The 24,960-nt window shown below is 67.6% G+C and carries 30 protein-coding genes and 1 pseudogene; 14 read left to right on the top strand and 17 right to left on the bottom strand.

Translation table 11 applies throughout. The features are described from left to right. Positions 1-2: 2 nt before the first annotated feature. From ACNQR1_RS03490 to ACNQR1_RS03480, 3 genes are all read right to left on the bottom strand, one after another. Positions 3-554, bottom strand: coding sequence for a Dps family protein (locus tag ACNQR1_RS03490; RefSeq protein ID WP_418044050.1), 552 nt, complete (start codon positions 552-554; stop codon positions 3-5). 70 nt (positions 555-624) lie between these two features. Next, positions 625-1,524 carry a DNA-3-methyladenine glycosylase family protein gene (locus ACNQR1_RS03485; RefSeq protein ID WP_418044048.1) on the bottom strand — a complete coding sequence of 300 codons (900 nt, stop codon included), beginning with the start codon at positions 1,522-1,524 and terminating at the stop codon, positions 625-627. A 9-nt stretch (positions 1,525-1,533) separates the two neighbouring features. Next, the gene (locus ACNQR1_RS03480; protein ID WP_418044046.1) at positions 1,534-1,893 is read right to left on the bottom strand and encodes a DUF427 domain-containing protein; all 360 of its coding nucleotides are present in this window, start codon (positions 1,891-1,893) and stop codon (positions 1,534-1,536) included. 51 nt (positions 1,894-1,944) lie between these two features. Between ACNQR1_RS03480 and ACNQR1_RS03475 the strand changes: the two are divergent. Together ACNQR1_RS03475 and ACNQR1_RS03470 are read left to right on the top strand one after the other, a co-directional pair. Next, positions 1,945-2,926 (top strand): annotated as a pseudogene (locus tag ACNQR1_RS03475) (aldo/keto reductase). Positions 2,927-2,947: 21 nt separating this feature from the next. Continuing rightward, complete coding sequence (locus ACNQR1_RS03470) at positions 2,948-3,403, top strand: SRPBCC family protein (protein WP_418044044.1); 456 nt, start codon at positions 2,948-2,950, stop codon at positions 3,401-3,403. A 38-nt stretch (positions 3,404-3,441) separates the two neighbouring features. Here ACNQR1_RS03470 and ACNQR1_RS03465 read toward each other — a convergent pair whose 3' ends face one another. Continuing rightward, positions 3,442-4,836 (bottom strand): NAD(P)/FAD-dependent oxidoreductase, encoded by a 1,395-nt coding sequence (locus ACNQR1_RS03465; protein WP_418044042.1) that lies wholly within the window; start codon positions 4,834-4,836, stop codon positions 3,442-3,444. 105 nt (positions 4,837-4,941) lie between these two features. Between ACNQR1_RS03465 and ACNQR1_RS03460 the strand changes: the two genes are divergently transcribed. Further along, the gene (locus ACNQR1_RS03460; protein WP_418044040.1) at positions 4,942-5,163 is read left to right on the top strand and encodes a hypothetical protein; all 222 of its coding nucleotides are present in this window, start codon (positions 4,942-4,944) and stop codon (positions 5,161-5,163) included. A gap of 57 nt (positions 5,164-5,220) precedes the next feature. On the opposite strand, the gene ACNQR1_RS03455 is transcribed toward ACNQR1_RS03460, so the two are convergent. From ACNQR1_RS03455 to ACNQR1_RS03440, 4 genes are all read right to left on the bottom strand, one after another. After that, a complete protein-coding gene (locus tag ACNQR1_RS03455; RefSeq protein WP_418044038.1) occupies positions 5,221-6,039 on the bottom strand; it encodes a class I SAM-dependent methyltransferase in 819 nt (272 codons plus the stop codon). A gap of 62 nt (positions 6,040-6,101) precedes the next feature. Next, complete coding sequence (locus tag ACNQR1_RS03450) at positions 6,102-7,118, bottom strand: NAD-dependent epimerase/dehydratase family protein (protein WP_418044036.1); 1,017 nt, start codon at positions 7,116-7,118, stop codon at positions 6,102-6,104. Continuing rightward, positions 7,115-7,621 (bottom strand): nuclear transport factor 2 family protein, encoded by a 507-nt coding sequence (locus ACNQR1_RS03445; RefSeq protein ID WP_418044034.1) that lies wholly within the window; start codon positions 7,619-7,621, stop codon positions 7,115-7,117. Before ACNQR1_RS03445 ends, ACNQR1_RS03450 begins: the two co-directional genes overlap by 4 nt. A gap of 42 nt (positions 7,622-7,663) precedes the next feature. Beyond that, positions 7,664-8,068 carry a hypothetical protein gene (locus tag ACNQR1_RS03440; protein WP_418044032.1) on the bottom strand — a complete coding sequence of 135 codons (405 nt, stop codon included), beginning with the start codon at positions 8,066-8,068 and terminating at the stop codon, positions 7,664-7,666. A gap of 35 nt (positions 8,069-8,103) precedes the next feature. On the opposite strand from ACNQR1_RS03440, the gene msrA reads away from it, so the two are divergent. After that, positions 8,104-8,619, top strand: coding sequence for a peptide-methionine (S)-S-oxide reductase MsrA (gene msrA, locus ACNQR1_RS03435; RefSeq protein ID WP_418044030.1), 516 nt, complete (start codon positions 8,104-8,106; stop codon positions 8,617-8,619). A 4-nt stretch (positions 8,620-8,623) separates the two neighbouring features. Here the strand turns inward: msrA and ACNQR1_RS03430 are convergent, their stop codons facing one another. Continuing rightward, positions 8,624-9,985 (bottom strand): cytochrome P450, encoded by a 1,362-nt coding sequence (locus tag ACNQR1_RS03430; RefSeq protein ID WP_418044028.1) that lies wholly within the window; start codon positions 9,983-9,985, stop codon positions 8,624-8,626. 93 nt (positions 9,986-10,078) lie between these two features. Between ACNQR1_RS03430 and ACNQR1_RS03425 the strand changes: the two genes are divergently transcribed. Continuing rightward, on the top strand, positions 10,079-10,648 hold the full coding sequence (locus ACNQR1_RS03425; protein WP_418044026.1) for a TetR/AcrR family transcriptional regulator: 570 nt from the start codon (positions 10,079-10,081) through the stop codon (positions 10,646-10,648). A gap of 19 nt (positions 10,649-10,667) precedes the next feature. Here ACNQR1_RS03425 and ACNQR1_RS03420 read toward each other — a convergent pair whose 3' ends face one another. Further along, positions 10,668-11,306, bottom strand: a complete 639-nt coding sequence (locus ACNQR1_RS03420; RefSeq protein ID WP_418044024.1) for a TetR/AcrR family transcriptional regulator — start codon at positions 11,304-11,306, stop codon at positions 10,668-10,670. Between the two features lie 68 nt (positions 11,307-11,374). On the opposite strand from ACNQR1_RS03420, the gene ACNQR1_RS03415 reads away from it, so the two are divergent. Further along, positions 11,375-12,619, top strand: coding sequence for a zinc-dependent alcohol dehydrogenase (locus ACNQR1_RS03415; RefSeq protein WP_418044022.1), 1,245 nt, complete (start codon positions 11,375-11,377; stop codon positions 12,617-12,619). Continuing rightward, a complete protein-coding gene (locus tag ACNQR1_RS03410; RefSeq protein ID WP_418044021.1) occupies positions 12,616-13,062 on the top strand; it encodes a DUF4345 domain-containing protein in 447 nt (148 codons plus the stop codon). The genes ACNQR1_RS03415 and ACNQR1_RS03410 overlap by 4 nt, the downstream gene beginning before the upstream one ends. Here the strand turns inward: ACNQR1_RS03410 and ACNQR1_RS03405 are convergent. Continuing rightward, positions 13,015-13,608, bottom strand: a complete 594-nt coding sequence (locus ACNQR1_RS03405) for a TetR/AcrR family transcriptional regulator (protein ID WP_418044019.1) — start codon at positions 13,606-13,608, stop codon at positions 13,015-13,017. The two genes, ACNQR1_RS03410 and ACNQR1_RS03405, sit on opposite strands and share 48 nt — an antisense overlap. A gap of 54 nt (positions 13,609-13,662) precedes the next feature. Between ACNQR1_RS03405 and ACNQR1_RS03400 the strand changes: the two genes are divergently transcribed. Next, positions 13,663-14,334, top strand: a complete 672-nt coding sequence (locus ACNQR1_RS03400; protein ID WP_418044017.1) for a class I SAM-dependent methyltransferase — start codon at positions 13,663-13,665, stop codon at positions 14,332-14,334. On the opposite strand, the gene ACNQR1_RS03395 is transcribed toward ACNQR1_RS03400, so the two are convergent. The 5 genes from ACNQR1_RS03395 to ACNQR1_RS03375 all read right to left on the bottom strand — a co-directional run bounded on the left by ACNQR1_RS03395 (position 14,331) and on the right by ACNQR1_RS03375 (position 18,513). After that, entirely contained in the window at positions 14,331-15,386 is a 1,056-nt protein-coding gene (locus ACNQR1_RS03395) for a prenyltransferase (RefSeq protein ID WP_418044015.1), read from the bottom strand. The genes ACNQR1_RS03400 and ACNQR1_RS03395 overlap by 4 nt on opposite strands. Positions 15,387-15,419: 33 nt before the next feature. Then, on the bottom strand, positions 15,420-16,157 hold the full coding sequence (locus ACNQR1_RS03390) for a class I SAM-dependent methyltransferase (protein WP_418044013.1): 738 nt from the start codon (positions 16,155-16,157) through the stop codon (positions 15,420-15,422). Further along, on the bottom strand, positions 16,151-17,395 hold the full coding sequence (locus tag ACNQR1_RS03385; RefSeq protein WP_418044011.1) for a glycosyltransferase family 4 protein: 1,245 nt from the start codon (positions 17,393-17,395) through the stop codon (positions 16,151-16,153). Before ACNQR1_RS03385 ends, ACNQR1_RS03390 begins: the two co-directional genes overlap by 7 nt. Positions 17,396-17,525: 130 nt before the next feature. After that, a complete protein-coding gene (locus ACNQR1_RS03380) occupies positions 17,526-17,981 on the bottom strand; it encodes a PPOX class F420-dependent oxidoreductase (RefSeq protein WP_418044009.1) in 456 nt (151 codons plus the stop codon). After that, positions 17,956-18,513 carry a hypothetical protein gene (locus ACNQR1_RS03375; protein ID WP_418050263.1) on the bottom strand — a complete coding sequence of 186 codons (558 nt, stop codon included), beginning with the start codon at positions 18,511-18,513 and terminating at the stop codon, positions 17,956-17,958. The genes ACNQR1_RS03380 and ACNQR1_RS03375 overlap by 26 nt, the downstream gene beginning before the upstream one ends. A 129-nt stretch (positions 18,514-18,642) precedes the next feature. Between ACNQR1_RS03375 and ACNQR1_RS03370 the strand changes: the two genes are divergently transcribed. The 6 genes from ACNQR1_RS03370 (at position 18,643) to ACNQR1_RS03345 (ending at position 24,127) form a co-directional block, all read left to right on the top strand. Then, positions 18,643-18,921 carry a hypothetical protein gene (locus ACNQR1_RS03370; protein WP_418050262.1) on the top strand — a complete coding sequence of 93 codons (279 nt, stop codon included), beginning with the start codon at positions 18,643-18,645 and terminating at the stop codon, positions 18,919-18,921. Between the two features lie 36 nt (positions 18,922-18,957). Beyond that, on the top strand, positions 18,958-19,752 hold the full coding sequence (locus ACNQR1_RS03365; RefSeq protein ID WP_418044007.1) for a DUF427 domain-containing protein: 795 nt from the start codon (positions 18,958-18,960) through the stop codon (positions 19,750-19,752). A 75-nt stretch (positions 19,753-19,827) separates the two neighbouring features. Beyond that, entirely contained in the window at positions 19,828-21,657 is a 1,830-nt protein-coding gene (locus ACNQR1_RS03360; protein ID WP_418044006.1) for a hypothetical protein, read from the top strand. Positions 21,658-21,826: 169 nt separating this feature from the next. Then, entirely contained in the window at positions 21,827-22,267 is a 441-nt protein-coding gene (locus ACNQR1_RS03355; protein ID WP_418044004.1) for a hypothetical protein, read from the top strand. Continuing rightward, positions 22,264-23,550 carry a hypothetical protein gene (locus ACNQR1_RS03350; RefSeq protein WP_418044002.1) on the top strand — a complete coding sequence of 429 codons (1,287 nt, stop codon included), beginning with the start codon at positions 22,264-22,266 and terminating at the stop codon, positions 23,548-23,550. Before ACNQR1_RS03355 ends, ACNQR1_RS03350 begins: the two co-directional genes overlap by 4 nt. A gap of 10 nt (positions 23,551-23,560) precedes the next feature. After that, on the top strand, positions 23,561-24,127 hold the full coding sequence (locus ACNQR1_RS03345) for an isochorismatase family protein (protein ID WP_418044000.1): 567 nt from the start codon (positions 23,561-23,563) through the stop codon (positions 24,125-24,127). Here the strand turns inward: ACNQR1_RS03345 and ACNQR1_RS03340 are convergent. Beyond that, the gene (locus tag ACNQR1_RS03340) at positions 24,120-24,935 is read right to left on the bottom strand and encodes an enoyl-CoA hydratase/isomerase family protein (RefSeq protein ID WP_418043999.1); all 816 of its coding nucleotides are present in this window, start codon (positions 24,933-24,935) and stop codon (positions 24,120-24,122) included. The two genes, ACNQR1_RS03345 and ACNQR1_RS03340, sit on opposite strands and share 8 nt — an antisense overlap. Positions 24,936-24,960 lie beyond the last annotated feature (25 nt).

Here is a 24,960-nt window from a genome sequence, read left to right as displayed (position 1 = left end):
TCCTACGCGCTCTTACGCCTTGCCTTGCCGGCCGCGCCTCGCTCGGTGGGAGCGCCTTCATGGGCGAGCGTGCCCCCGGCACTCTCCAGGTGTGCCCGGACGAACCACTGGAACTTCTCGAGTTCGGCGGCGTGGTCGATGAGGATGTCCTGGGACACCAGGTCGAGCTTCTCCAGCCGGTCGATCGCCTTACGGGTGTCCTCGATCACGCCGTTGTAGACCAGGTCGAGGGCCGCGAGGTGCGCTTGCACGTTGTCCCGCCCGACGGAGTAGTCATCCCAGGTTCGGTCGGAGATGATGGCGCCCGGCGTGCCCTTCGGCGATTTGCCGAGGGCAGCAATTCGTTCGGCAACCTCGTCGGCGTAGGACCGCACCAGCTCCACCTGCGGGTCGATCATCTCGTGTACCCCGATGAAATTCGGGCCGACGACGTTCCAGTGGACGTGCTTGAGCGTCAGATGCAGGTCGTTGTACGTGCTGAGCTGCTTCTGCAACAGCTGGGCCACGTCGCTGCCCTGCTTGTCGGTCAGACCGGGGATGGTGAATGAGGTCATTAGGGCTCCTTTCGATTCACGATCGGTCCCGCCCCGGGTACCCGACAACGGCGCCCGGCAATCACCCCGGCTACAGGGCGCGCAGATTCGGAATGGCCTGCCGCGCCCCGAAGCGCGGATTGTGCGCCAGCCCACTGGCTTCCAGTAACCGAACGGCGCGCTGACGGTGCGGGCGCAGTGGTTCGAGCAGTTCCACCATGGCCGCATCATCGATCGGCCGGCCCAGCAGGGTGCGGCCCACCATCGTCGCCAGGTGATAGTCCCCCACCGACAGTGCGTCGGCGTCGCCGAAGGCACGTTGCACAGTTTCGGCCGCCGTCCATTCGCCGACGCCGGGCAACGACCGCAGCGCCGTGACGGCCCGTTCAGCGGTGATCCGCTCAAGCGCGTCGGCGCGCTGAGCGCACCCGACGATGGTCCGGGCCCGGCCCGGGTCCACGTTGGCCCGGTGGAATTCCCACGACGGGATCCGGCGCCATGCCTCGGCGGTGGGCGGCACCCGCATCCCGGCGGGCACCGGCCCGGGAGCCGGGGCGCCGTACATCGTCACCAGCCGTCGCCAGGCACGCCAGGCATCCATTCCCGAGACCCGCTGCTCGATGATTGCGGGCACCAGCGCCTCCAGCACGCGCCCGCTGCGCCCGAGACGCAGGTGCGGCACCCGCCGGTGGGCCTCGGCGATCGTGGGCTCGACCGGGTCGAAGCCGGTCGAGTCGTCATCGGCACCCACCAGGGCCGCGAATCCGTCCAGAAATTCCGCGCTACCGGCGCCCCATGCCTCGCAGTCCACGGTGTCGGGGGCCGACTTGGTGATCCGCGCGCTGACCGGGCCGCTCGCCATCGCACTGGTGCGCCAGATCGCACCGTCGGCGCTGATCCGGTTGGACGGGTCGACGCCGCCGCGCCGCCATGGGGCCAGCGTCAGGCCCGGGCTGGCCGGGCCCTCGAAGATGACGCTGATGGAGGGCACGGCACCAGATTAGGCCAGGGCTATGACTGCCTTGTCCGGATAGAACGCCAGGTGGCCGGCGATTTCGGCGACCGCGGGATACGGGTCCTCATAGGTCCAGGCCGCGTCTGCGACCCCGCCGACGTCGTAATAGTTCGCCTCACCCTTGTACGGGCAATAGGTGGTGTTGGCGCTGCGGGTCAGCGTCTCGAACACCACGTCGGCGCGCGGAATGTACTGCACCGCTGGATAGGTCGACTCCTGCAAGGTCAGCGCACCGTCGGTCTGCGCGACGATCGCGCCGCCGATCGTGACGGTGACCCGACGCCCGGTCGGAGTGATGGTGATGGGGTGGGCTGCGCTGGGCAGCAGCACCTGGCGCTCGGTCATATCCGGGACAACGTCTGGTTGCGACCACCGATTCCCGGGCAGACTGGGGCGATGGCAACTTTGCAGACGGCGCGCTTGGGTGATCTTGAGGTCGCACGGATCGGCCTGGGCACGATGGGCATGTCATTCGCCTACGGCAGCGCGGGTCGCGACGACGCGGAGTCCGTCCGCACCATTCACCGGGCGATCGACCTGGGCGTCACCCTCATCGATACGGCCGAGGTGTACGGACCGTACGTGAACGAGGAGTTGGTCGGCCGGGCGCTGCATGGCCGCCGCGACGAGGTGGTGCTCGCCACCAAGTTCGGGATGATCTCCCACACCGGGCGCGACGGGGTGGACAGCAGCCCGGCCAACATCCGCACCGCGGTGGAGGGGTCGCTGCGCCGCCTGGGCACCGATCACATCGACCTCTATTACCAGCACCGTTTGGATCGGTCCACGCCGATCGAGGAGACCATCGGTGTGCTCGCCGATTCTCATCGCCGAGGGCAAGGTCGGCCATATCGGGTTGTCCGAGGTGGGAGTCGAGACCATCCGGCGTGCCCATGCGGTCCACCCGATCAGCGCACTGCAATCGGAGTACTCGTTGTTCACCCGCGATCCCGAGGACGGGATTCTGGACACGTTGCGCGAGAACGGGATCGGCTTCGTCGCGTACTCACCGCTGGGCCGCGGGTTCCTCACCGGGCAGATCCGGTCTGTCGACGATCTGGCCGACGACGACACCCGCCGCGACAACCCCCGGTTCACCGGTGAAAACTTCGCGGCGAATCTGCGGCTGGCCGACGAGGTGCGGGCGATCGCCGACGCCGCCGGCGCAACGCCTGGCCAGGTCGCGCTGGCCTGGCTGTTGTCCCGCGGCCCCGATATCGTGCCGATCCCCGGAACCAAACGGGTCGAGCGGTTGCAGGAGAACGTCGCAGCCGACTCCGTGACGCTCAGCGCCGACCAGTTGTCCAGGCTGGACAACCTCGCCCCGGCCGCCGGAGACCATCACACCGAGGCTCAGATGCGGATGATCGACCGCTAGCCCGGGTCTACGATCAGGCCCATGACCGAGCCTGTGAAAGCCACTGTGTCCATCGCCGCCGACCCCGCAGCGGTGTACGCACTGATCACCGACCTGCCCACGATGGCGTCGCTCGCCGAGGAGGCTCATGCGATGGAGTGGCAGAAGGGCACTTCCGCCACCCCCGGTTCGGTATTCAAGGGGCACAATCGCAATGGCTCCAAGGCCTGGAGCACCGTCTGCACGGTGACCGACGCCGAGCCGGGCAAGACGTTCGCGTTCGACGTGAAGTCTCTCGTGTTCCCGGTCGCCCATTGGCGCTACGACATCGCCGCCTCCGAGGGCGGCTGCACGGTCACCGAGTCCACCTGGGATCGCCGCGCGGGCTGGTTCAAGAAGGTCGCGGGGCTGGCCACCGGGGTGACCGACCGCGACAGCGCCAATGCGCAGCACATCCAGCTCACGCTGCAGCGGCTCAAAGAACGCGCCGAGGGGTAAAGCGACGGGCTCAGAACGGCGGTGGTGGCCGGGTCTGCCTAGTGTGGCTTGCGGGTGATGACGTCGGCGACGCCGGCGATCGGCGAGGTCCGGGGCCGTCCGCCGGCCTCATGCCGGTCAGCCAGCTTGTAGGCGACGTAGAGTCCGCGCACCCCCAGCCAGCGCAACGGCTCGGGTTCCCAGCTGCGTGACCGGTGCCCGACCCACGGCAGTTCGGTGATCGGGGTGTCGCGCCCCAGGACCAGGTCGGCCAGGGTGCGCCCGGCGAGGTTGGTCGCGGTGACGCCATGGCCCACGTAGCCGCCGGCCCAGCCCAGGCCGCTGGCCCGATCCAGCACCACAGTGGCCTGCCAATCACGGGGTACGGCCAGCACTCCGCACCAACCGTGGGCGATCGGCACCTCGCGCACCTGCGGCAGGATCGAATGCAGTACGTCGGTGAGCAACCGGATGGTGCGGGCAGGTACCTGCCCGTCGACGTCGGTGCGTGACGCGTAGCGGTATGGGACGCTACGCCCCCCGATCGCGATGCGGTCGTCGACGGTGCGCTGCGCGTAGAAGAAGCCGTGGGCGCTGTCCCCCACGGTTTCGCGTCCTTCCCAACCGATTTCGTCCCACAACGCCGAAGGGATGGGGTCGGTGGCGATCATCGAGCTGTTCATCGGCAGCCATGTTCGGCGCAGACCGGGCAGTGCCGGGGTGAAGCCCTCGGTGGCGCGCAGCACGATCGGCGCCCGCACCGTGCCCCGGGCGGTGACGGCTCTACCCGGACCGATCTCGGTGACCGTCGTGTCTTCATAGATCGTCACACCGTGGCGTTCGACGGCTTCGGCCAGCCCGCGGGCCAGCCGGGCCGGCTGGATTCGCGCGCAGTGCGGGGTGTGGAACGCCGACACCACACTGTCGAACCGAATGCGTTCGGCAGCCTGGTCTTTCGTCAGTTCGGTGACGTCTTGGCCCCAGCGCCGTTCCTCGGCGATCGCTTCTGCGAGCCGGGCGGCCTGGGCAGCGTTGCGCGCGATCTCAAGGGTTCCGCCCTTGACCGCTCCGGCGTCGATCCCCTCGCGGTCGGCTACCGCGATGACCTCGTCGATGGCGTCGTTGAGGGCCTGCTGCCAGGCCAGGACCCGGTCACGTCCGTGCTGTGCGGCCATCTGGTGCCGGTCACCGGGTATCAGACCGGACAGCCAGCCGCCGTTGCGACCCGAGGCCCCGAAGCCGGCGAATCGTGCCTCCAGCACGGTGATCCGCAGCGACGGGTCAGCCTGTGCGAGGTAGTAGGCGGTCCACAGCCCGGTGTATCCGGCGCCGACGATGCACACATCGGCGTCGCGGTCCCCGGGCAGCGCCGGCCGGGACGCTGGGAGCTCGTCGAACCAGTGGGAAACCTGACCGTTGACCGTGTTGGGCACCGCTGGATTCTGCCTGAACATGCTTCTTTCTGCCATGAGTCGATCAATTTCTGCCATCGGAAATTGTCGCTCTGAGCTCTCGGTTTACACAGTCATAACCCGCATGAGACAGAGAGAAGCAGGGAAATGAAGAAGTTCGGATTCGCCGTGATCGCCGCCAGCGGACTGAGTGCAGCCGTCCTTGGGCTGGCCGCACCGGCACTGGCTGCCGAGCCCGCTCACATCGCAGCTCCCAGCACCGTCACCATCTCGGCAGGTGTGGACCACTTGAACTGGCTCGACCAGCTGCACCCCAAGCCGATGGTTCCCAAGGTGGACAACACCGTTCGCCACAGCGGCGCCCGCTGACATCGACAGCGCGAGAGGGGCAGCCCGGAATGGGCTGCCCCTCTTCGCCATTGGGGCTCAGAATGCGTAGCGGTGATACTGCGCCATGTACCGCAGCACCGGTACCGGCTTCATGACGGCCAGCATCAGCCGGTAGTACCAGGGCAGCGTGTTGAACACCTGGTCGTCGAATGGCGAGTTCCAGGCCAGGAGCCTGGTGCCCGGTACCGCGCGCAGGATGTCCTCGGGTTTGTTGATGGCCCAGTGCAGTTTGGCCCCGGACCGGCGCACCACGGTGTTGCTCCACTGCGCCTTGATGCCGAGCGTGTTGAACGCATCGAATTGCAGTTCCCCTGACGGAAATCCGTCGACGATGCGGCGCAGCAGCGCGATGCCGTCGTGCTTGGTGAGATACATGGTGAGGCCTTCACCGATCATCAGGGTCGGCCGGTCGGCGGGGATGTCGCGCAACCAGGCCGGGTCGGTCACCGAGGCGGCCACCACGTGATAGTGCTCGGCCGACGGGTAGAGCTGCTCACGCAGGTGCGCGACATCGGGGTAGTCGATGTCGTACCACTCGACACCGGGCCCCGGCCGCAGCCGGAAGAACCGGCCGTCCAATCCACAGCCCAGGTGCAGCACGACGGCCTCGGGGTGCACGGCCAGGAACTGCCGGGTCCACCGGTCGAAGTGCGCGCTGCGGGTGGTCACCGACGGTGACGTCGCCCCGGTGATCGAAGTGCGGCTCCAGTCATAGTCGATGCGGTCGGCGATCTCTTTCGCCATCTGGTCACCGAGGATCGGGTTGGGCATCCCCGCGTCGAGGGCTTTGGCGTAGAACGTCGCCAACATCGTCTGCGGAGCCCCGGACAGGTCGACTTTCAGCTTGTCGGTCATATCGCCAGGCTAGGCCGCAATGCACTTGCCGCCCAGTGGCTTAACACCTCTCGGCGTGGTGTTCAGCTGGCCTTCTGTGCGCGTTTGGCCGCCCGCAGACCCACCCAGAACTTTGCTGCCTCGGCGATCGACTCCTCGACCGGCCTTGGCTGCCAACCGAGTTCACGCACGGCCTTGGAGTGGTCGAGCTCGGCTTCGGCCCGCATGAGTCGTAGGGATTCCAGTGAGAGCCGCTCGTCGGTGCCGCGCAGCGTGCCCTTGAGGGTGCCGGCTGCGGCCAGCGCATACGACACCGGTAGCGGAATGGAGCGCTGCGGGGGTGCGACGCCGGCCGCCTCGGCCGCCAGCCTGGCCACCTCGGCGTTGCTGATCATCTTCTCCGAGATGAGGTAGCGCTCACCGGGAGTTCCCCGATCAGCGGCCAACAGCATGGCTTGGGCCGCGTCGTCGATTCCGACGGCCTCCAGGTCGATGCCGCTCATCACGAACGGCAGCTTGCCGAAGGCGGCTCCGGCGATGATCGCGCCGTGCGGGGTCCGGCCCCAGTCACCGCTGCCGTAGGTGGTCGACACGCACATCGCGACGGCAGGCAGACCACGCTCACGCGCGTACTGCAGCACCAACTCCTCGGCCTGCACTCGCGAGCGCACGTACGGCGTCACCTTCGACGCGTCGACGATGTCTGCTTCGGTTGAGCGCTTGCCTCGCTTGCGTCCGACGGTGACATAGCTGCTGGTGTAGACGAACTTGCGCAGACCGGGGATTTCCGCGGCGACTTCGAGCACGTTGCGGGTGCCCTCGACGTTGGTGCGAAACAGCGGTGCCGGGTCACGCAACCAACCGCGGGCATCGACGACGCAGTGATAGACGACGTCGCAACCGGTCATCGCCTCGCGCAGGGCCCCGGTGTCGAAGACGTCCCCGTGAACCCGCGTGACGTCGAGATCATCGATGCCGATGGTGTTGGCGTTCGGCCGCACCATGGCCCGGATCTCAGACCCGTCGTCCGCGGCGACCAGTTGCCGCAGCACATGCGAGCCCAGGAAACCGTTGGCCCCGATGACCAGTTTGGCGCTCACTTGCCGCCCCCGAACTGCTTCCACCACGCCTCGGCCTCCTCGGTCAGCGTGCCCAGTTCGGCGGCCTTGCGGCACCACTTGCGGGCGGCAGAGGCAAATCTGAGCGGGTTGTAGACGTCTTCCTGACGTGACCACAGGCCGTCGCCGGCGTAGGTCAGGATCGAGATGTTGGTGGCGCTGATGATGGTGCCGTCACCCGGGTCGCGCATCGGGTTGTCCAGTTCGCAGATGATGCGGCCGGTGGGCTCGTCGATCACCGACCACAGCGACGGGAAGGCCGTCATGTAGCTGCCGGGGAAGGTGGTCATGGTCTTCCAGATCCAGGGCCGCACCTGCTCGCGGCCCTTCATGGTGCCCACGGCGTGCTCGATGTAGTCGACGTCGACGGTGTAGTGGTCGGCCCACACATCCCAGTCCTTGGTCTGGGCGGCCCGGTCGACGGTCTGCTCGAACGTTTCGAAGGCAGCGGCGAGTTCCTCGCGGCTGAAAGACCTACTCGTCACCCCAAAACTAGAACACGTTCTATCAGCCTTTGTCGAGGCCCGTCACTGCACCGCCAACACCTGCCGGGAACCCAGCGGGGCCTGCAACTCCACCTCGGCACTGCCCTGCACCGCGAGGGCGATGCACATCCGGCCGACGGACTCGGGTGGGGTTCCGCCGCGAAGGTCGATCGTGACCGCGTCGGCGGTCTCCCGCGTGACCAGGTGGACGCCGAAGCAGTCCGGGGTGCCCGCGGTGAAGTTGACCAGCAGGCCGTCCTCGTGACGGCTGAAGGATTCGATGCGGGTCATGTGCGGGTCGACGATCGCGGGGTTGTCGGTGAACAGCGTCCGGCCGGGATCTGACGGCACCTCCGGCACCGCGACCGGGTTCGGTTCGGCCGCCGCGGAGGGGCATCCGGCCAGCAGGAGTAAACCGGTGAGCGCTGCGGTTGCAACTTCACGCATGACCACCACGGTAACCACGGAGCACAATGGGGCACATGGGTAACTATTCGACAGCGATCCTGGCAGGCGGCTGCTTCTGGGGCATGCAGGACCTCATCCGCAAGCAACCCGGTGTGGTCTCCACCCGCGTGGGCTACACCGGCGGCCGCAACGATCACCCGACGTACCGCAATCATCCGGGCCACGCGGAAGCCGTGGAGATCGAATTCGATCCGACGCAGACCGATTTCCGCGCCTTGCTGGAGTTCTTCTTCCAGATCCACGATCCGTCGACCAAGGACCGGCAGGGCAACGACGTCGGCACCAGCTACCGGTCGGCGATCTTCTATCTCGATGACGAGCAGAAGCGCGTCGCGCTGGACACCATCGCCGATGTGGACGCGTCGGGCTTGTGGCCGGGCAAGGTGGTCACCGAGGTGACCCCGGCGAGCGACTTCTGGGAGGCCGAGCCGGAACACCAGGACTATCTGGTCCACTACCCGAATGGGTATACGTGCCACTTCCCGCGCGCGGGCTGGAAGCTGCCCAGGCGCCAGGCCGCGACGCAGTAGCCGGTCAGGCTCCCAGCGGCGTGGCGCGGCGACGTACGACGATGCGCCCGCCCGCCGCGGGGGTGTAGGCCACGCCGCGGGAGTGCACCTTTTCTCCCGGCGCGGTGGTGGTCTCGATGACGAAGTGGCGCAGCACCGTTCGCAGCACCACATCCATCTCTACGTTGGCGAAAACCGCACCGACGCAGCGCCGGGTTCCGCCGCCATAGGGGAGCCAGCCCAGCCCGGGCCGGCTGCCGACGAATCGTTGTGGATCGAAACGGTCCGGATCGGCGAACTCCTTCTCGGCCTCCTGAATCTGCGAGATGGCCACGATGATCGAGTGCCCACGCGGAATCTCCCACTCCCCCAGACGGATCGAGGGTGCGTAGACGTGACGGCCGGCGAAGTCGATGACGGTGCGATTGCGCTGCACCTCCAGGATGGTGGCCTGACGGTATTCGTTGCCGTCGGTGGCGGCCTCGGCCACCAGTTCGGACAGCACCTGTGGATGACGGCTGATGCGCTCGAAGGCCCAGCCCAGGGTCGATGCCGTGGTCTCATGCCCGGCGGCCAGCAGAGTGAGCAGCTCGTCGCCGATGTCCTTGCGGGACATGGCCGATCCGTCCTCATACGTGCTGCGCAGCAGCAGCGCCAGAATGTCGTCGCGGTTGTCGAAGTCGGGGTCGGCCTCCACGCGGTCGATCAGCCGGTCGATCACGGTGTCGTAGCGCCGGCGGTACGACGCGAGCCGGCCCCACGGGCTGAACCGGCCGAACGTGCGGGTCGGGGTCGGTACCACCACAAGCCTCGAGCCGAGGGTGACCCAGGGCGGGATGATGCGGCGCAGCTCGTCGAGCTGTTCCCCGTCGGCGCCGAACACCGCACGCAGGATCACGTTGAGGGTGATCCGCATCATCGGCTCGAGCGTTTCGAACTCCTGCCCCTCGGGCCAGGTCGCCATTTCCCGCAGCGTCTCCTCTTCGAAGATCTGCTCGTAGTTCTTGATGCTCTTGCCGTGGAACGGCGGGGTGAGCAGCTTGCGGCGGCGCCGGTGATCGGTGCCGTCGAGGGCGAACACCGATCCGGAACCGAGGATGCGGCTCAGGTTGGGCTGGATGTTGCCGACGTCTTCGGTGTTGGCCGTGAAGAGCTGCTTGGCCAACTGAGCGTCGGCGACTATCACCGTGGGTCCGAAGATCGGGAGTTTGAGCTTGAAGACGTCGCCTTGTCGGCGGGTGATCTGCTTGACCACCCAGCGCCTGGCCAGGGCGAAGCCGATGGCCTGTAACGGTTTCGGGACCCGCGCGGGCGGTGGCATCCGGCCCGGCGGGGTGCTCGCGATGGACTTCTCGGTGGTCTTCTCAGCCGCTGCCAGCTCGGTCATACCATCTCCAGCCAGTTCTGGTACCGCTCGGTACCAATCAGTTGTGAGGTACGGTACTCCCAGGTACCAGGCAAAGCAAGGGGGTCAGCCACGATGACCTACCGGCTGCGATTGCTCGACGGACTCGCCGCGGCGATCAACGACAAGGGCTATCGCGAGAGCACGGTGGCCGACATCGTCCGCCACGCCCGCACCTCCAAGCGCACGTTCTACGACCAGTTCGGCACCAAGGAGGACGGCTTCCTCGAGCTGCTGCGTGCGAACAACGCCGCACTCGTCGACGGCATCCAGGCCGCTGTCGACCCCGAGGCGCCCTGGCGGGACCAGATCAGTCAGGCGGTGGGTGCCTATGTCGACCACATCGCGTCCGCCCCGGCGATCACCTTGAGCTGGATCCGCGAACTGCCCGCGCTGGGCAGCAGGGCTCGCCCCCTGCAGCGGGCGGCCCTACGGGAGCTGACCGATCTGCTCATCGAACTCAGTGGCAGCGCCGGCTTTCAGCGGGCCGGCCTGCCCCGGCTCACCGAGCCGATGGCCATCATCCTGCTCGGCGGACTGCGCGAGTTGACCGCGCTGATCGTCGAGGACGGCCGCGACATCCACGAGATCTACGGGCCCGCGGTGGCCGCGTCGACCGCGATCCTGGGCCCCGCACCGGCCTAAAAATAAGAACTGCGTCGTATCACTTTGAGGCGTCGGACAGCCGATCCAGAACAGCCAGGACAAGTACGTGGGCGGCGTCGATCAGTTGTGCGCGCGGGCGGCGGCGGTGATCCAGTAGCCACTGTGTCGCAATCGTGGTGATCGCCCCGATGATGCCTTGGGCGATGATGTGTAACTGGGGCTTTGTGAGCGCACTGGCCTTGAAGGAACTGTCGGCCAGGACTTCGACGGAACTGGCAAACCGCTCGGTTTGGGCCGCGTAAGCGGCATCGACGGTGGGACTGACCCCCAAAATCTCGAGCAGGGTGATCCGCGCCCTCCGCTGATCGGCGTCGATCGCACCGAAATAGCCTGTGAGAGCGGCGCGCAACTGGGCGTCGACGGTGTCCTCCGCCTCGACCACGGCGCTCACCATCGCGCCGTGAATCTCGTCGGCGCAGCGCTCGTAGCAGGCGAGCAGTACAGCCTCTCGGTCGGTGAAGGATTCGTAGAAGTACCGCTTGGACAATCCCGCTCGCGCGCAGATGTGGTCGACGGTGGCGGCGCCGTATCCGACGGTTCCGAACACGTCGACAGCCGCGTCGATGATCTGCGCACGCCGCTGCTCGACCCGCTCGAGTGGCGCCACTCCCCGATAGGCCCGCGTCCCTGGCTGCACACGTCGATATTGACACATCACGGTTCCTGATATGAAACTGGAACGAAGTCGTTCCCGAAAGGCGGGTAATGGTTGCCGACAAGGTCGTGCTGAACACCCATCGGATCCGGCCGCGTAGTCGGGTTGGCCACTACGCGAGGTTGTTGACGCCTGACGCGTTGGCCGCCGCAAAGCTGCCGCTGGCCCGTGACCTGCCGATGCGGGTCGAGCGCATCACTCGGCTGGCACGCCGGCCACGCAACCGCAACCACGAACGGATGCGGAGCCTGGTGGTGTCCGCCGGCGGGGAGTTTCGGTGGCGTGCGGTGCCGAGTCCCGCCCTGCCCGGCCGGCGCGGTGCGCTGGTACGTCCGCTCGCCGTCGCAACATGCGACGTCGATCGAGCGATGATGTTGGGCCGCACCATTTTTCCCCTGCCCCTGCACCTCGGGCACGAATGCGCCGCCGAAGTCGTCGAAGTGGGCGAGCAGGTGAGTGCCGTCCGGGTCGGCGATCGAGTCGTGGTCCCTTTCCAGATCAGCTGTGGGACGTGCAGCTCATGCCGGCGCGGCCACACGGCGAGTTGCACGGCAGTACCGCCGACATCCGTGTACGGGTTCGGGATCTCGGGCGGGTTGTGGGGTGGGGCCCTGGCTGACCTGATGGCGGTACCGTTCGCCGACGCCATGCTGGTGAGACTCCCCGACGGTGTCGATCCGGCCGCCGCGGCAGGTGTTGCAGACAACATCAGCGACGCCTACCGGCAGGTGGCGCCCCATCTTCCCGGCCTGCTGGCCGCCGACCCCGACGCCGAGGTGCTGATCGTGGGCCGCTTGGAACGCAACCACCCGTTCACGTCGAGCGCTGTGCTCTTCACCGCATTGATCGCCCGAGCATTGGGAGCTCGGCGCATCGGCGTCGTGGACACGTGGCCGGTACTGCGTGAACGCGCCGAGGAGTTGGGTTTTCAAGCCTGGGACCCGCACCGACCGCGGACATGGCCCACGGCAGCGCTGACTGTCGATGCCACCGGCACCCCCGCAGGACTACGCCACGTTCTGCGGCACACCGCTCCCGACGGCATCTGCACCTGTGTGTGGTCACTACACCGCAGGGCCGGCGTGCCACTGGCGGCCTGCTACGTACGCAATGTCACGCTCCACGTGGGCCGAGCCCACGTGCGCTCCGTGATGCCCGACGTTCTCGGAATGATTGCCGCCGGCGAACTCCGGCCCGAACTGGTGACGACAAACATCGCCTCCTTCGACGACGCCCCCGCCGCGCTGCGCGAACACTGCTACGGCGGTGCTCTCAAGACCATCCTGACAGTGTGAGCAGGTCACCCGTGATCATCAAGATTCTCAGAACTCTCGGCGCCGTGGCGGGGATCGCGCTGATCGCCTTGGGCGCGGGTCGCGTTCTTTTCCCGATCGACACGATCCCAGGAGGAAACGCGCTCAATCCGAGTCTGGATACCGAAACCCGGGCGGGCGGTGCACTTTTGATCGCGTTCGGCTGCAGCTACGTCTGGGCGACATGCCAGTGGCCGATTCCATCAGCCCTGTTGCGCTTCCTCGCGGCGACCATGGCGCTTCTCGCGGTAGCGCGGGTGATCTCGATGGTCGACACCGGTATGCCGCACTGGATTTTCGTGGCGTCAACCGCCGTCGAGTTCACCGCGGCTGCACTCACCTACTGGTACTCGACGATGCGCGACGACCAGTCCAGATCAGGTGCCGACCGTCGCCCCGGTCTGGCCGAGCACGAGCCGGGCTGACTTCTCCAGCCGGCGTACAACGCCCGGATATGCCTCGTACCCCATCCCGGCCCACACCAAGGTGCCGGTGTAGAGCAATTCCAACGCCTCGATCACATCCGAGTCGACGTCGGGTCCGAGGGCCGCGACGAGGCGGCCGCGGATGTCCGCGCCGATACGCTGCCGCAGCACGTCGACGTCGGGGTCCTTGCCGAGCAGGGCGTTGGTCACCGCCCCGGCGAACTCCGGCTCGTCGGCCACCAGCGACGCGATGTGCTGCAACACCTCCACCACCCGGGTGGCCGGGTCGGCGGAGGTGTGCGCGGCCGGCGGTGCGGCCGAGAGCCGGCGCCAGAACACCTCGGCCACGAGGTGCTCCTTGGAGGAGAAGTAGGTGTAGGCCGTCGCCGCCCCGACCCCGGCCTCGGCAGCCACCCGGCGCACGGTCAGCCCGGCGAATCCATCCCGGGTGATCAGCTGCAATGCGGCCTGGCCCAGACGTTCCACGGTGTCGGCCTGCCGGGCGCTCAGGCGGCGGCGCGTCGACTCCAGGGCCGCATCAGACACGTGTCCGGACGCTACTACAACTGCCAGTGGCCAGCAACGGTAGGTTGTGCATTCATGAGCACTGCTGACACCGCCCTGCCACCCCGCGCCGAGCGCCTGTTCGCCCTTGCCGAGCAGGTCACCGGCTTCATGCCCGCCGATGAGGGCCGCGCGCTCTTCGATGCCGGCCTGCGTTACCTCGGCGGCGGGGTCGGGGTCGAGATCGGCACCTACTGCGGCAAGTCGACCGTGATGCTGGGCGCGGCCGCGCAGGAGACGGAGTCGGTGCTGTACACCGTCGATCACCACCACGGCTCGGAGGAGCATCAGGTCGGCTGGGAGTACCACGACACCACCATGGTCGACCCCGTGACCGGGCTGTTCGACACGTTGCCCACCATGCGCCACACGCTGGACGCCGCAGGCTTGGACGAGCACGTGGTTGCCGTGGTCGGCCGTTCACCCGTGGTGGCCCGCGGATGGCGGACGCCGTTGCGGCTGTTGTTCATCGACGGTGGCCACACCGAGGAGGCCGCGCAGCGGGACTTCGACGGCTGGGCCCGCTGGGTCGAGGTCGGTGGCGCGCTGATCATCCACGACGTGTTCCCCGACCCCGATGCCGGTGGTCAGGCGCCCTTCCACATCTACCAGCGCGCACTGGCGACCGGGGCCTTCGACGAGGTGACCGCGATGGGCTCGATGCGGGTGCTGGAGCGCACCTCCGGCGAACCGGGACAGCTGGACTAGCGGTCCCCGGCCTTCCGGCCGACGCACTCGCAGTCGTACTCGCCCTCCAGGCCGCGCGGCAGCCCAACACCGCGGAAGATGCCGCTGGCCGCGGTGGTCTGCGACAAGGCGTCGGCGGCCAGGATCATGGCCGCGCCGGTCCAGGTGGTGCGTTCCTCGGGCCAGCGCTTGCCGTCGGCGAAAACCAGCCCGGTCCAATAGGATCCGTCGTCCTCACGCAGGTGCTGCATGGCCGCGAACTGCTCGTGGGCCCGACGGGTGTCACCGATGGCGTCCAGGGACATCACCAGCTCGCAGGTCTCCGCGCCGGTGACCCAGGGGCGGTGATCGACGCACCGGATGCCCAGCCCGGGCACCACGAAGTCGTCCCAGCGTTCGTCGATCCTGGTTTGGGCCGCCGCCCCGCGCAGGGCGCCGCCGAGCACCGGGTAGTACCACTCCATCGCATGGGTGTCCTTGGCGGAGAACGCCTCTGGATGGGCGGCGATGGCGTGGCCGAGACGTCCGACGGCGACTTCCCATTCCGGCTGCGGGTCGTCGAGGTAATCGGCGAGGGCCAGCCCGCAGCGGATGCTGTGGTACACACTGGCGCAGCCGGTCAGCAGCGCCTCCTCAACGGGACCGGACGGGCTTGCCGCCCAGTAGATCTCGCCACCGGAGGCCTGCAGACCCAGGACGAAGTCGAGCGCCCGGGTCACCACCGGCCACATCAGCTCGGCGAAGGCCCGGTCTCCGGTGATCAGCACGTGGTGCCAGACGCCGGCGGCCACGTAGGCGCAGAAGTTGCTGTCACTGTTGGCGTCCTCGACGACGCCGTTACGCAGCTGGATCGGCCAGGAGCCGTCGGCGCGCTGCACGGTGCGGCACCAGTCGAAGGCCGCGCGGGCCGGTTCGATCAGCCCGGCCACGGTCAGCGCCATGGCGTTCTCCACGTGATCCCACGGGTCCGTGTGGCCGCCGTCGAACCACGGCAGCGCGCCCGAGGATTCCTGGGTCGCAGCAATCGACCGTGCCGTCTGCAGGCAGTCTTCTGGCGTCAAAACTCCGGGCACACTGGGGATCTCAGGCACTAGCACCGCTGCGGCCTACCCGTTCGATTCCTGCGCGGGGAGGTCGGCCTTGACGAAATACATGGCCACGCTCTTGCCGATCACCGGGTTCAGCAGCGATTCGGCGGTGCGGGTGACCCAGGGCCGGCCCATCATGTCCCACACCAGCAGCTGGTGATAGGCCTTGACCGCGAAGTGATCGTTCTTCTCGGTACCGACAAGACATTTGAGCCACCAGTACGGCGCGTGCAGCGCGTGCTCGTGGTGCGTGTGGGTGAGCTTGAGCCCGTGCGCCAGGACCTTGTCGCGCAGCTCGTCGGCCTTGTAGATGCGGATGTGTCCGCCCTCGTTGGCGTGGTATTCGTCCGACAGCAGCCAGCAGACCTTCTCGGGCAGCCAGCGCGGGACCGTGATGGCCAGCGAGCCACCGGGTTTGAGGACACGCACCAGCTCGGCGATGGCGCGGTCGTCCTCGGGGACGTGCTCGAGGATCTCCGAGGCGATCACGCAGTCGAAGCTGGCGTCGGGATAGGGAAGGTCGAGCGCGTCGCCCTTGACGGCCTCGCCCTTGGCCGACAGCGGAACCTCGCCCTCTGCCCGCATCGCCTGCAGCATCGTGTCGACGTCGTTGAGGTCGGACACGCTCTGGTCGAAGCCGACCACAGCGGCTCCACGCCGGTAGGCCTCGAAGGTGTGCCGGCCGGCGCCACAGCCGACGTCGATCACCGTGGTGCCCGGTCCGACACCGAGACGATCGAAATCGACGGTCAGCATGACGTCACCTTTCCTGCCCGGTCCCGGGCCATCTCGTACACCGATACCGTCTGCGCGGCAACCGATTCCCAACTGAAGACGTCGAGTGCCCGCTGCCGTCCGGCGGCGCCGAGCTTGCGCCGTTCCGACGGCGAGTCGAGCAGTTCACCGAGCACCGCGGTCAGCTCGTCGACGTCGGCCGGGCGCACCAGCCGGGCGCAGGCACCGTCGTCGCCGACCACCTCGGGCAGTGCACCCGTGCGGCTCGCCACGATCGGGGTGCCGCTGGCCATGGCCTCCACGGCGGGCAGTGAGAAGCCCTCGTACAACGACGGGATGCAGGCCACCTCGGCGGAGGCCAGCAGCGCGGCGAGCTCCTCGTCGCTCAGCCCGCTGGAACTGTGCACGATGTCGGAAATGCCGAGCTCGGCGATGAGTTTCTCGGTCGGCCCGTTCGGTTCGAGCTTGGAGACCAGCTGCACGTCGAGGTCGCGCGCCACCCGCAGCCTGGCCACGGCATGGAGGAGATGGCTGACCCCCTTGAGCGGGACGTCGGCGCTGGCGATCGCGATGATGCGGCCGGGCACCCGCCGATCGCTGGGCTTGAACAGTTCGGTGTCCACCCCCAGCGGCACGATGTGCAGCTGATCCGGCGTCACCCCGAAGTCCTCGGCGATGTCGGCGGCCGAGGACGACGACACGGTCAGCAGCTCGGGGATTCTGCGGGCCACCTTCTTCTGCATCTCGGCGAAGCCGTACCAGCGCCGCACCAGGGGTTTGCGCCACCACTTGGCGGCGGCGATCTCGAGAACCCGGTCCCGCGTGATCGGGTGATGCACGGTGGCCACGACCGGCAGGCCGCTCTCGGCGATCTTGAGCAGCGCCGAGCCCAGGCTCTGGTTGTCGTGGACGACGTCGAACTCGTCGCGGCGCTCGGCCAGGATCCGGGCGACCCGCATGGTGAAGGTCCGTGGTTCCGGGAACCCGGCGCTCCACATCGTGGCCAGTTCCAGGGCGTCGATACGGTCGCGGATCTCGCTGGGCTTGGGCACGCGGAACGGGTCCGGCTCGCGGTAGAGGTCCAGGCTCGGAACCTTGGTCAGCGTGACCCGGGGGTCCAGCCCCTCCGGGTAGGGCTGGCCGGAGAACACCTCGACGTCATGGCCGAGTTCGGCGAGCCCACGGCTCAGATAGCGCACATAAACGCCCTGGCCACCGCAGTGAGTCTTGCTCCGATAGGACAGCAACGCGATACGCATAATCAGTTCACCCGACGGCCGGAGACGTGCTGAGCTGGGAATACACGCTCACGCGTCGACTCCGAACCCTCTGGACATGTGTCCAGACTATAGTTTGACCTGCTAGCCAACGCAACGCGTCGGCCTGCGGTCAGCCCGGGGGGAAGCCCCCGGTGGCAACCGGGCCCCAGCGCACCGGCGTGACCCGGATCAGACACTTGCCCTGGTCCACCATCGCCTGCCGGTATTCGTCCCAATCGGGGTGTTCTCCGGCGACTGCACGGAAGTAGTCGACCAGCGGTTCCACCGCCTCCGGCAGTTCGATCACCTCGGCATCGCCGTCCACTTGCACGTACGGACCATTGAACTCGTCGGACAGCACCGTCACGCTGGCCCTGGGCGTGCGCCGCAGATTGGCGGACTTCGCCCGCTGCGGATAGCTGGCGATCACGATGCGGCACTGATCGTCCACCCCTCCCGTCACCGGTGAGGTCTGCAGCGAGCCGTCAGCGCGGAACGTGGTGAGCACCATGTGGTGTCGCGGTCGAACGAAGTCCAGGAGTTCGCCGATACCCACGGTGTCAGCGGTCGCATACTTTCGGGCCATGCTTCGACGGTAGGACAAAGGCGAAGGGCCGTGGGAAACCCAGCCCGGTCAGCCTGGCACCCCGCACGGCCGCGACATCGACCGGTAGCACCTTGCCCGACGACGGTTCGTAGCACTCCAGGACATCCTGGCCCGCGCCGACGATCAGCACCCAGTGCCGCGGAATCCCGCGCTCGCCGATGAGCATCGCCACCGGCCAGCCCTCAGCGACGGCGTTCTGCACATCCGACAACGCGTCCCGGGCACCGCGGAAGTGCCGCCATCGGTAGGCCACTCCGCGTTTCGCACTGTGGTCGGTCAGCGCGCGGGCCATCCCCGCGGGCGTGGTCCCCAGTCTTCGTGGCCAGATTCGGTTGACGGCGGCGTGAATTCGGCCCTGCTCGGCGGCGAACCAGGCCTCGCCGTCGGGGTTCAGCAACTCCGCGCTGTACGTGTGATCCAGCATGGCGCCGGCCACCACCGCGACCGTCGGACCACAGGTGATCCCGTCGCGCTGCCGCAGCCGCAGGGCCGCCAATCTCCCTGGCTTCACACAGATCCGGTCATCGGGTCGATCAATTTCTGCCATCGGAACTAAAGCTTCTGAGCTGCCGGTTCTACCGGACATACCGCAGCGTAGCGAATACCGGAAACAAAGAAGGACACTCCAGTGCGAAACACAATCGGGAAGTCACGAACCGTCGCCGCCGTCGTCGGTGGGCTGGCGGCCGCCGTCATCGCATCGGCCGGCATCGCCGCCGCCGCGCCCAGCGGCCCCAGCAATGCCCAGCAGACCATCAGGCAACTTCAGTCCCAGGGCTACACCGTGATCGTCAACCGCCTGGGATCGTCTCCGCTGGATCAGGCTTCGGTCGTCGCAGTGCGGCCCGGGCCGAACTTCAGCCGCACGGACACGCTCAGCGCCGTCACCACACGCACGGTGTACGTGGACGTCAAGTAGCAGACAGCCGCTGCCGTCGGAGTCGATAATGGCCGGATGGCAGTGAAAATGGGCGATCTGCTGGGTCGCAACCTGGATGCTCTGCGATACCAGCCCACTGCCAAACGAATTCGGATCTGCCTGGGCGGTGAACCGGTCGCCGACACCGGTGCGGCGGTCCTGATCTGGGAGCCGCGGCGGGTGGTACCGACGTACGCGGTGCCGCGTTCGGCGTTGACGGCGCAACTCGTCCCGGCCGGCGGGGATGTGGGTGACGACGAGATCCCCGGGTTCCTGGATCCGTCGGTGCCGTTCACCGCGCACACCTGTCCAGGGACCGCGTTCGACGTCATCGCCGGCGACGAAACCGGCGCCGCCGCGGCGTATCAGCCAGACGATCCCGAGCTGGCCGGCTACGTGATCCTGGACTTCGCGACCTTCGAATGGCGCGAGGAGGACGAGCCGATCGTCGCGCACCCGCACGATCCGTTCCACCGGATCGACATCCGGCGCAGCCGCCGCCGCATCCGCATCGAGCTCGACGGCAAGGTGCTGGCCGAATCCGCCAGTCCCATGCTGTTGTTCGAGACCGGTCTGCCCACTCGCCACTACCTCCCGCGCGAAGACGTGACCGCTGTTCTCGACGTGAGCGACACCGTCACCTACTGCGCGTACAAGGGACGGGCCACCTATTATTCGCTGCCCGGTGGACCTGCCGATCTGGCCTGGTCCTATCACGAGCCCTTGATCGACGCGGTGCAGGTCCGCGACCATATCTGCTTCTTCGACGAGCGGGTCGACGTATTCGTCGACGGTGAGCGAATGGATCGTCCCGTCACTCCATGGAGCTGACGGAACGTCTGTTTGGAGCCGCCCTGTTCTGGCAACATCAGTCACCGACACACAGTCGGTTGACCGGAGGTCATGATGGGCTCATCGGATGTCACGCTCACCGCGGCCGCCGGAACGGAAGGCGGTGGTGCCGCACTCGATCAGGTGATCGGGATGTCGGTGGTCGCCCTGATCGTCACGGTCGCTCTGCTGTGGATCGGCTACCTGCACCGCAACCGGCGCATCTCCTGGCTGAACAACTTCGCCGAATGGCTGGGCCGTAAGTTCCACCGGCCGCCGTGGGTCGCGCTGCAGGTGTTCCTGTTCACCGCGACCATCATCTGCGCGCTGTTCGGTTTCATCTGGGACGTCAGCCTGCACATCGGCAAGGGACGTGACGCGGGCCCCCTGGCCAACCCGGCGCACTACTTCATCCTGATCGGTCTGTTCCTGCTGTTCATCGCCGGCTCGATGGCCATCGTGCTGCCCTACGACAAGCCCGGCCCGGCCGCCCTCCGGATAACCCGCACCTGGTACGCCCCGGTCGGCGGTGTCCTGATGGCGCTGTGCGGGCTCTACGCGCTCATCGGGTTCCCGCTCGACGATGTCTGGCACCGCATCTTCGGCCAGGACGTCACCCTTTGGGGCCCAACCCATCTGATGCTCATCGGCGGTGCGGGATTGTCGCTGATCGCCGTGTTGTTGCTGGAACACGAAGGCCGGGTGGCAATGGGCCCGGAAGGCATGGCCGAAGACAGCAAGTTCAACAAGTTCCTCTACTTCCTGTCCTTCGGCGGCCTGTTCATCGGGCTGTCGGTGTTCCAGATCGAATACGACTTCGGCGTCGAGCAGTTCCGCCTGGTACTGCAGCCGATGATGATCGCGGCCGCGGCCGCCCTGGCGGCCGTCGCGGCCCGGCTGGTGCTGGGCCCGGGAGCGGCGTTGATCGCCGCCGGGTTCGCGATAGCCCTGCGCGGCGCCGTGGCCTTCATCGTCGGCCCGGTACTCGGTGCGCCGACGAGCTGGTTCGCGCTCTACCTCGGTCCGGCACTGGTGGTCGAGCTGCTTGCCCTGACCCCACTTGTCAAGCGGCCCATCCTTTTTGGTGCGGTGGGCGGCCTCGGTGTGGCGACCGTCGGACTGTGGCTGGAATCGTTGTGGATCGGCGCGGTGTATCACTACCCATGGCCCACCAGCATGTGGGGCGAGGCGCTGGCGATGGCCATCCCGGTGGCCGTCGCGATGGGCCTGTGCGGCGCGCTGCTGGCGCTGGTGCTCACCGGTCAGCCACTGCCCCGCCCCGCGGTGGGGATCTCCATCGTGGTGGCCACCGTGCTGGTGATCGGCGGCGCGGTCGCCAACGGACTGCGTACCGAAGTTCCGCAAAATGCAACCGCCACCATCACTTTGACGGACCTGCCGGCTGACAACGGGCACCGGATGGCCTCCGCCGACGTTCAGATCACCCCGGCAGACCTGATCGGCGACGACCCGGAGTGGGTGTCGATCCTGGCGTGGCAGGGCGGCCTGGCCAACCATCGCGGCTTGATCATCGACCGGTTGGAGAAGGTGGGCCCGGGGCACTACCGCTCGACGCAGCCCATCCCGGTGTCGGGCAGCTGGAAGACCCTGCTGCGCGTGCAGGACGGGACCACGATGGCCGGTGTGCCGATCTTCCTGCCTGCCGATCCGGGTATCGGTGCCGCCGAGACGCCTGCGCTGTCCTCGAGCACCCGGGATTTCGTGCAGGAGATCACGATTCTGCAGCGCGAACGCAACCTCGACCACCCGACCTGGCTGTACAACGTGGCCTCGCTGGTGGTCCTGGTCTGCACGCTGATCCTGATCGCAGGGCTGACCTGGGGTGCCGGCCGGATCAATGCCAGGGAGCTGGCCGCGGGACGTGAACCCGCCGGGCTCACATGATCCTCGCCGACCACACGTTGCTGTTGGCGTTGCCCGCCTTCGCTCCGGCCCTTGTCGTGGTAGGGGTCGTGGTGTACGTCGCCATGCGGGACAGGCGCCGCGGCGACGACGAAGCCCAAGATGACGCTCAAGAAGAAACTCCGGACCTCTCAGGCGAAGATGGTTCACCGTGATCAACCTCAAAAGCAGTGTCATCGTCCTGGCGTCCGCTCTCGCCCTGGTGACAGCCGGTTGTGGCGGCTCCGGCGAGTCTCAGAAGACCGACGGCCCAGCCGGTTCGGCCGCTCCTTCGGCCACCACGGTGAATCCGTCGGACATGACCAACCAGCAGCAGGCGCCCACCAGGCTGCTGATCGACGTCACCATCAAGGCCGGCGAGGTCACCCCGACCAACCAGCGCCTGCAGGGCAAGGTCGGCGAGCCGATCGTGGTGCGGGTCAACAGCGACGCCGCCGACGAGCTGCATGTGCACTCCAATCCCGAGCACAGCTTCAAGATCGAGCCGCGTAACGGCCAGCAGTTCCAGTTCACCGTCGACGTACCCGGCACCGTCGACATCGAGTTGCATCAGCTGAACCGCACGGTCGCCAGCGTGCAAGTGCAGCAGTGACGCCCCGGTCGACCGCGGTACTGGCCCATGGCCTGGGTGGTTCGACCGATCTCCCGATCCCCTACACCTATGCGCTGATCGGCGCGGCGTGGACGCTGACGTTCACCTTTGCGGTGGTGGCACTGGCCTGGCGGCGGCCCAGGTTCGATCCGGACAAGCCGGGCCTGCCACTTCCGGCCTGGGTGACCACGACCGTGGACGCCGCCGTGACGCGCTGGGTGGTGGGGCTGCTCTCGCTCGCCCTCACCGGCTGGGTGGCGTACACCGCGTTCACCCGGCCGGCCGGCGCCAACCCGCTGCCTGGCGTCTTCTACGTCCTGCTGTGGGTGGGCCTGGTCGCGGCCTCGGTGTTGTTCGGCCCGGTGTGGCGGCTGATCTCTCCCGTCCGCGCGCTGTACCGGTTCCTGCCGGGCCCCGACCGCCGCCGCTATCCGGAACGGCTCGGCTACTGGCCTGCCGCCGCGGGGTTGTTCGCCTTCGTCTGGCTGGAGCTGGCCAGTCCGGATCCGGGATCGGTTGCGGCCATTCGTAACTGGCTGCTGGTCTACCTGGCGGTGACGCTCGCGGGCGCGTTGGGCTGCGGGCAGCGCTGGCTGGAGAGCGCCGACCCGTTCGAGGTGTACAGCACTGTCGCTTCGAGGCTGTCGCCGTTGCGCCGCCACGACGGTCGGATCGTGCTCGGCAACCCGTTCGACCACCTGCCGTCGTTGCCGGTGCGGCCGGGGCTCGTCGCCGTGCTGGCGGTCCTGCTGGGGTCCACCGCGTTCGACAGCTTCTCGGCAATGCCCCAGTGGCGCAACTTCGTCGATGCGCATTCCGGATCCCCCATGGGCTCCAGCCTGATCCGCACCGCGGGCCTGTTGGTGTTCGCCGCCACGGTGGCCGTCACGTTCTGGGCGGCCACCCGCACCACCGGCGGGGTCGATCGCCGGTTGCGACGGGAATTGCCGGGGCTGATGGCACATTCCCTGATCCCCATCGTCATCGGCTACGTGTTCGCGCACTACCTGTCCTATCTGGTGGAGCGCGGTCAGCAGACGCTGATCCTGCTGTTCGGGCTCCACGATGTGCAGGTCAGCTACTTCCTGTCCGCTCACCCAACGCTTTTGGCCAGTCTCAAGGTCGGATTCGTCCTGGCCGGGCACGTCGCCGGGGTGATCGCGGCACACGACCGGGCCCTGCGCCTGCTGCCGAAACAGCATCAGCTCACCGGCCAGCTCGCCACCATGCTGGTGATGGTCGGCTACACCTTCACCGGGCTGTATCTGCTGTTCGGCGGGTAGCGTCGCAGTCATGACGCCGAGGCAGACCCGGGCACTCATCGTCGTGGACGTGCAGAACGATTTCTGCGAGGGCGGCTCGCTGGCGGTCGCCGGGGGTGCCGCGGTCGCGCGGGACATCACCGCGCTGCTGGCCTCCGACCACGGCTACGACCATGTCGTGGCCACCAAAGATTTCCACATCGACCCGGGCGGGCATTTCTCCGACACCCCCGACTACAAAGTCTCATGGCCGCGGCACTGCGTGGCCGAGACCGCTGGAGCGGAGTTCCACCCCGATCTCGATCCGTCCGCGGTCGAGGCGGTGTTCGAGAAGGGCCACCATTCGGCGGCCTACAGCGGATTCGAGGGCATCGATGCCTCCGGGACGACGCTGGCGGACTGGCTGGCCAGGCGTGGCGTGGAAGCGGTGGACGTGGTGGGCATCGCCACCGACTACTGCGTCGCGGCCACCGCAGCCGACGCGGTCAGGGCCGGGCTGCGCACGCGGGTGCTCACCGGTCTGACCGCCGGTGTCGCACCCGAGAGCTCTACGGCCGCACTCGACGAACTTCGCAGTGCGGGAGTGGAAATCAGCTAGTCGGGTCGACGGGACGTCCGGTCCAGCGCGGGTCCCGGCGCTCGACGTAGGCCCGCACCCCTTCGCGCGCGTCGTCGTGCGCCATCAGGCGCAGATGGATCTGGGTCTCCCGGGCACCGACGCCCGCCCGGTCGAGGTCATATGAATCCCACAGCAGCCTCTTGCTGGCCGCGACCGACATCGGCGCGGTGTTGACCGCGATGTCGTGCGCGAGTTCGAGCGCGGCGGGCAGCACCTGATCGGCCGCCATCACCCGGCTGCCCAGACCGAGTTCGACAGCGCGGTGCCCGTCGAATGTGGCTCCGGTCAACAGGATCTCCGCGGCGTTGGCCAGGCCCACCATCCGAGGCAGCACCCAGTGAGAGTAGGCGTCGCCGACCATGCCGCGACGGGCCTGCACCACGCCGTAGCGCGCATCCGCGGCGAAAAACCGGATGTCGCACTGCAATGCGAGGGTCAGGCCGATTCCGATGGCGTGCCCGTTGACCGCGGCGATCACCGGCTTGCCGAGACTCCACGCAGGCACAGCCAGGCCCGCGGCGCTGAATTCCTGACCGGGCTCGGTGAAGGTCTGCTCGCCCGCGCCGAGGTCCGCGCCGGCGCAGAACGCGGGAGGCGCACCGGTCAGCACGATCACCCGGATGGCGTCGTCGCCGTCGCAACGGCGGTAGGCCTCGGCCAGTTCCTCGCGCATGCCGCCGCCGAAGGCGTTGCGTTGCTGCGGGCGATCCAACGTGATGGTCGCAACGGAATCGTCGACTGTGACCCGGAGGGTCCGGTACTCCGGGTTCTCGGCATCGGCGGTCACCCCGGTAACGTACCGCCGCCCGTTC

Source organism: Mycobacterium sp. 48b (assembly GCF_048282725.1).
Classification (GTDB): domain Bacteria; phylum Actinomycetota; class Actinomycetes; order Mycobacteriales; family Mycobacteriaceae; genus Mycobacterium.
Note: the sequence above shows the minus strand (reverse complement) of the source record. Positions and strands in the feature narration are given on the sequence as shown.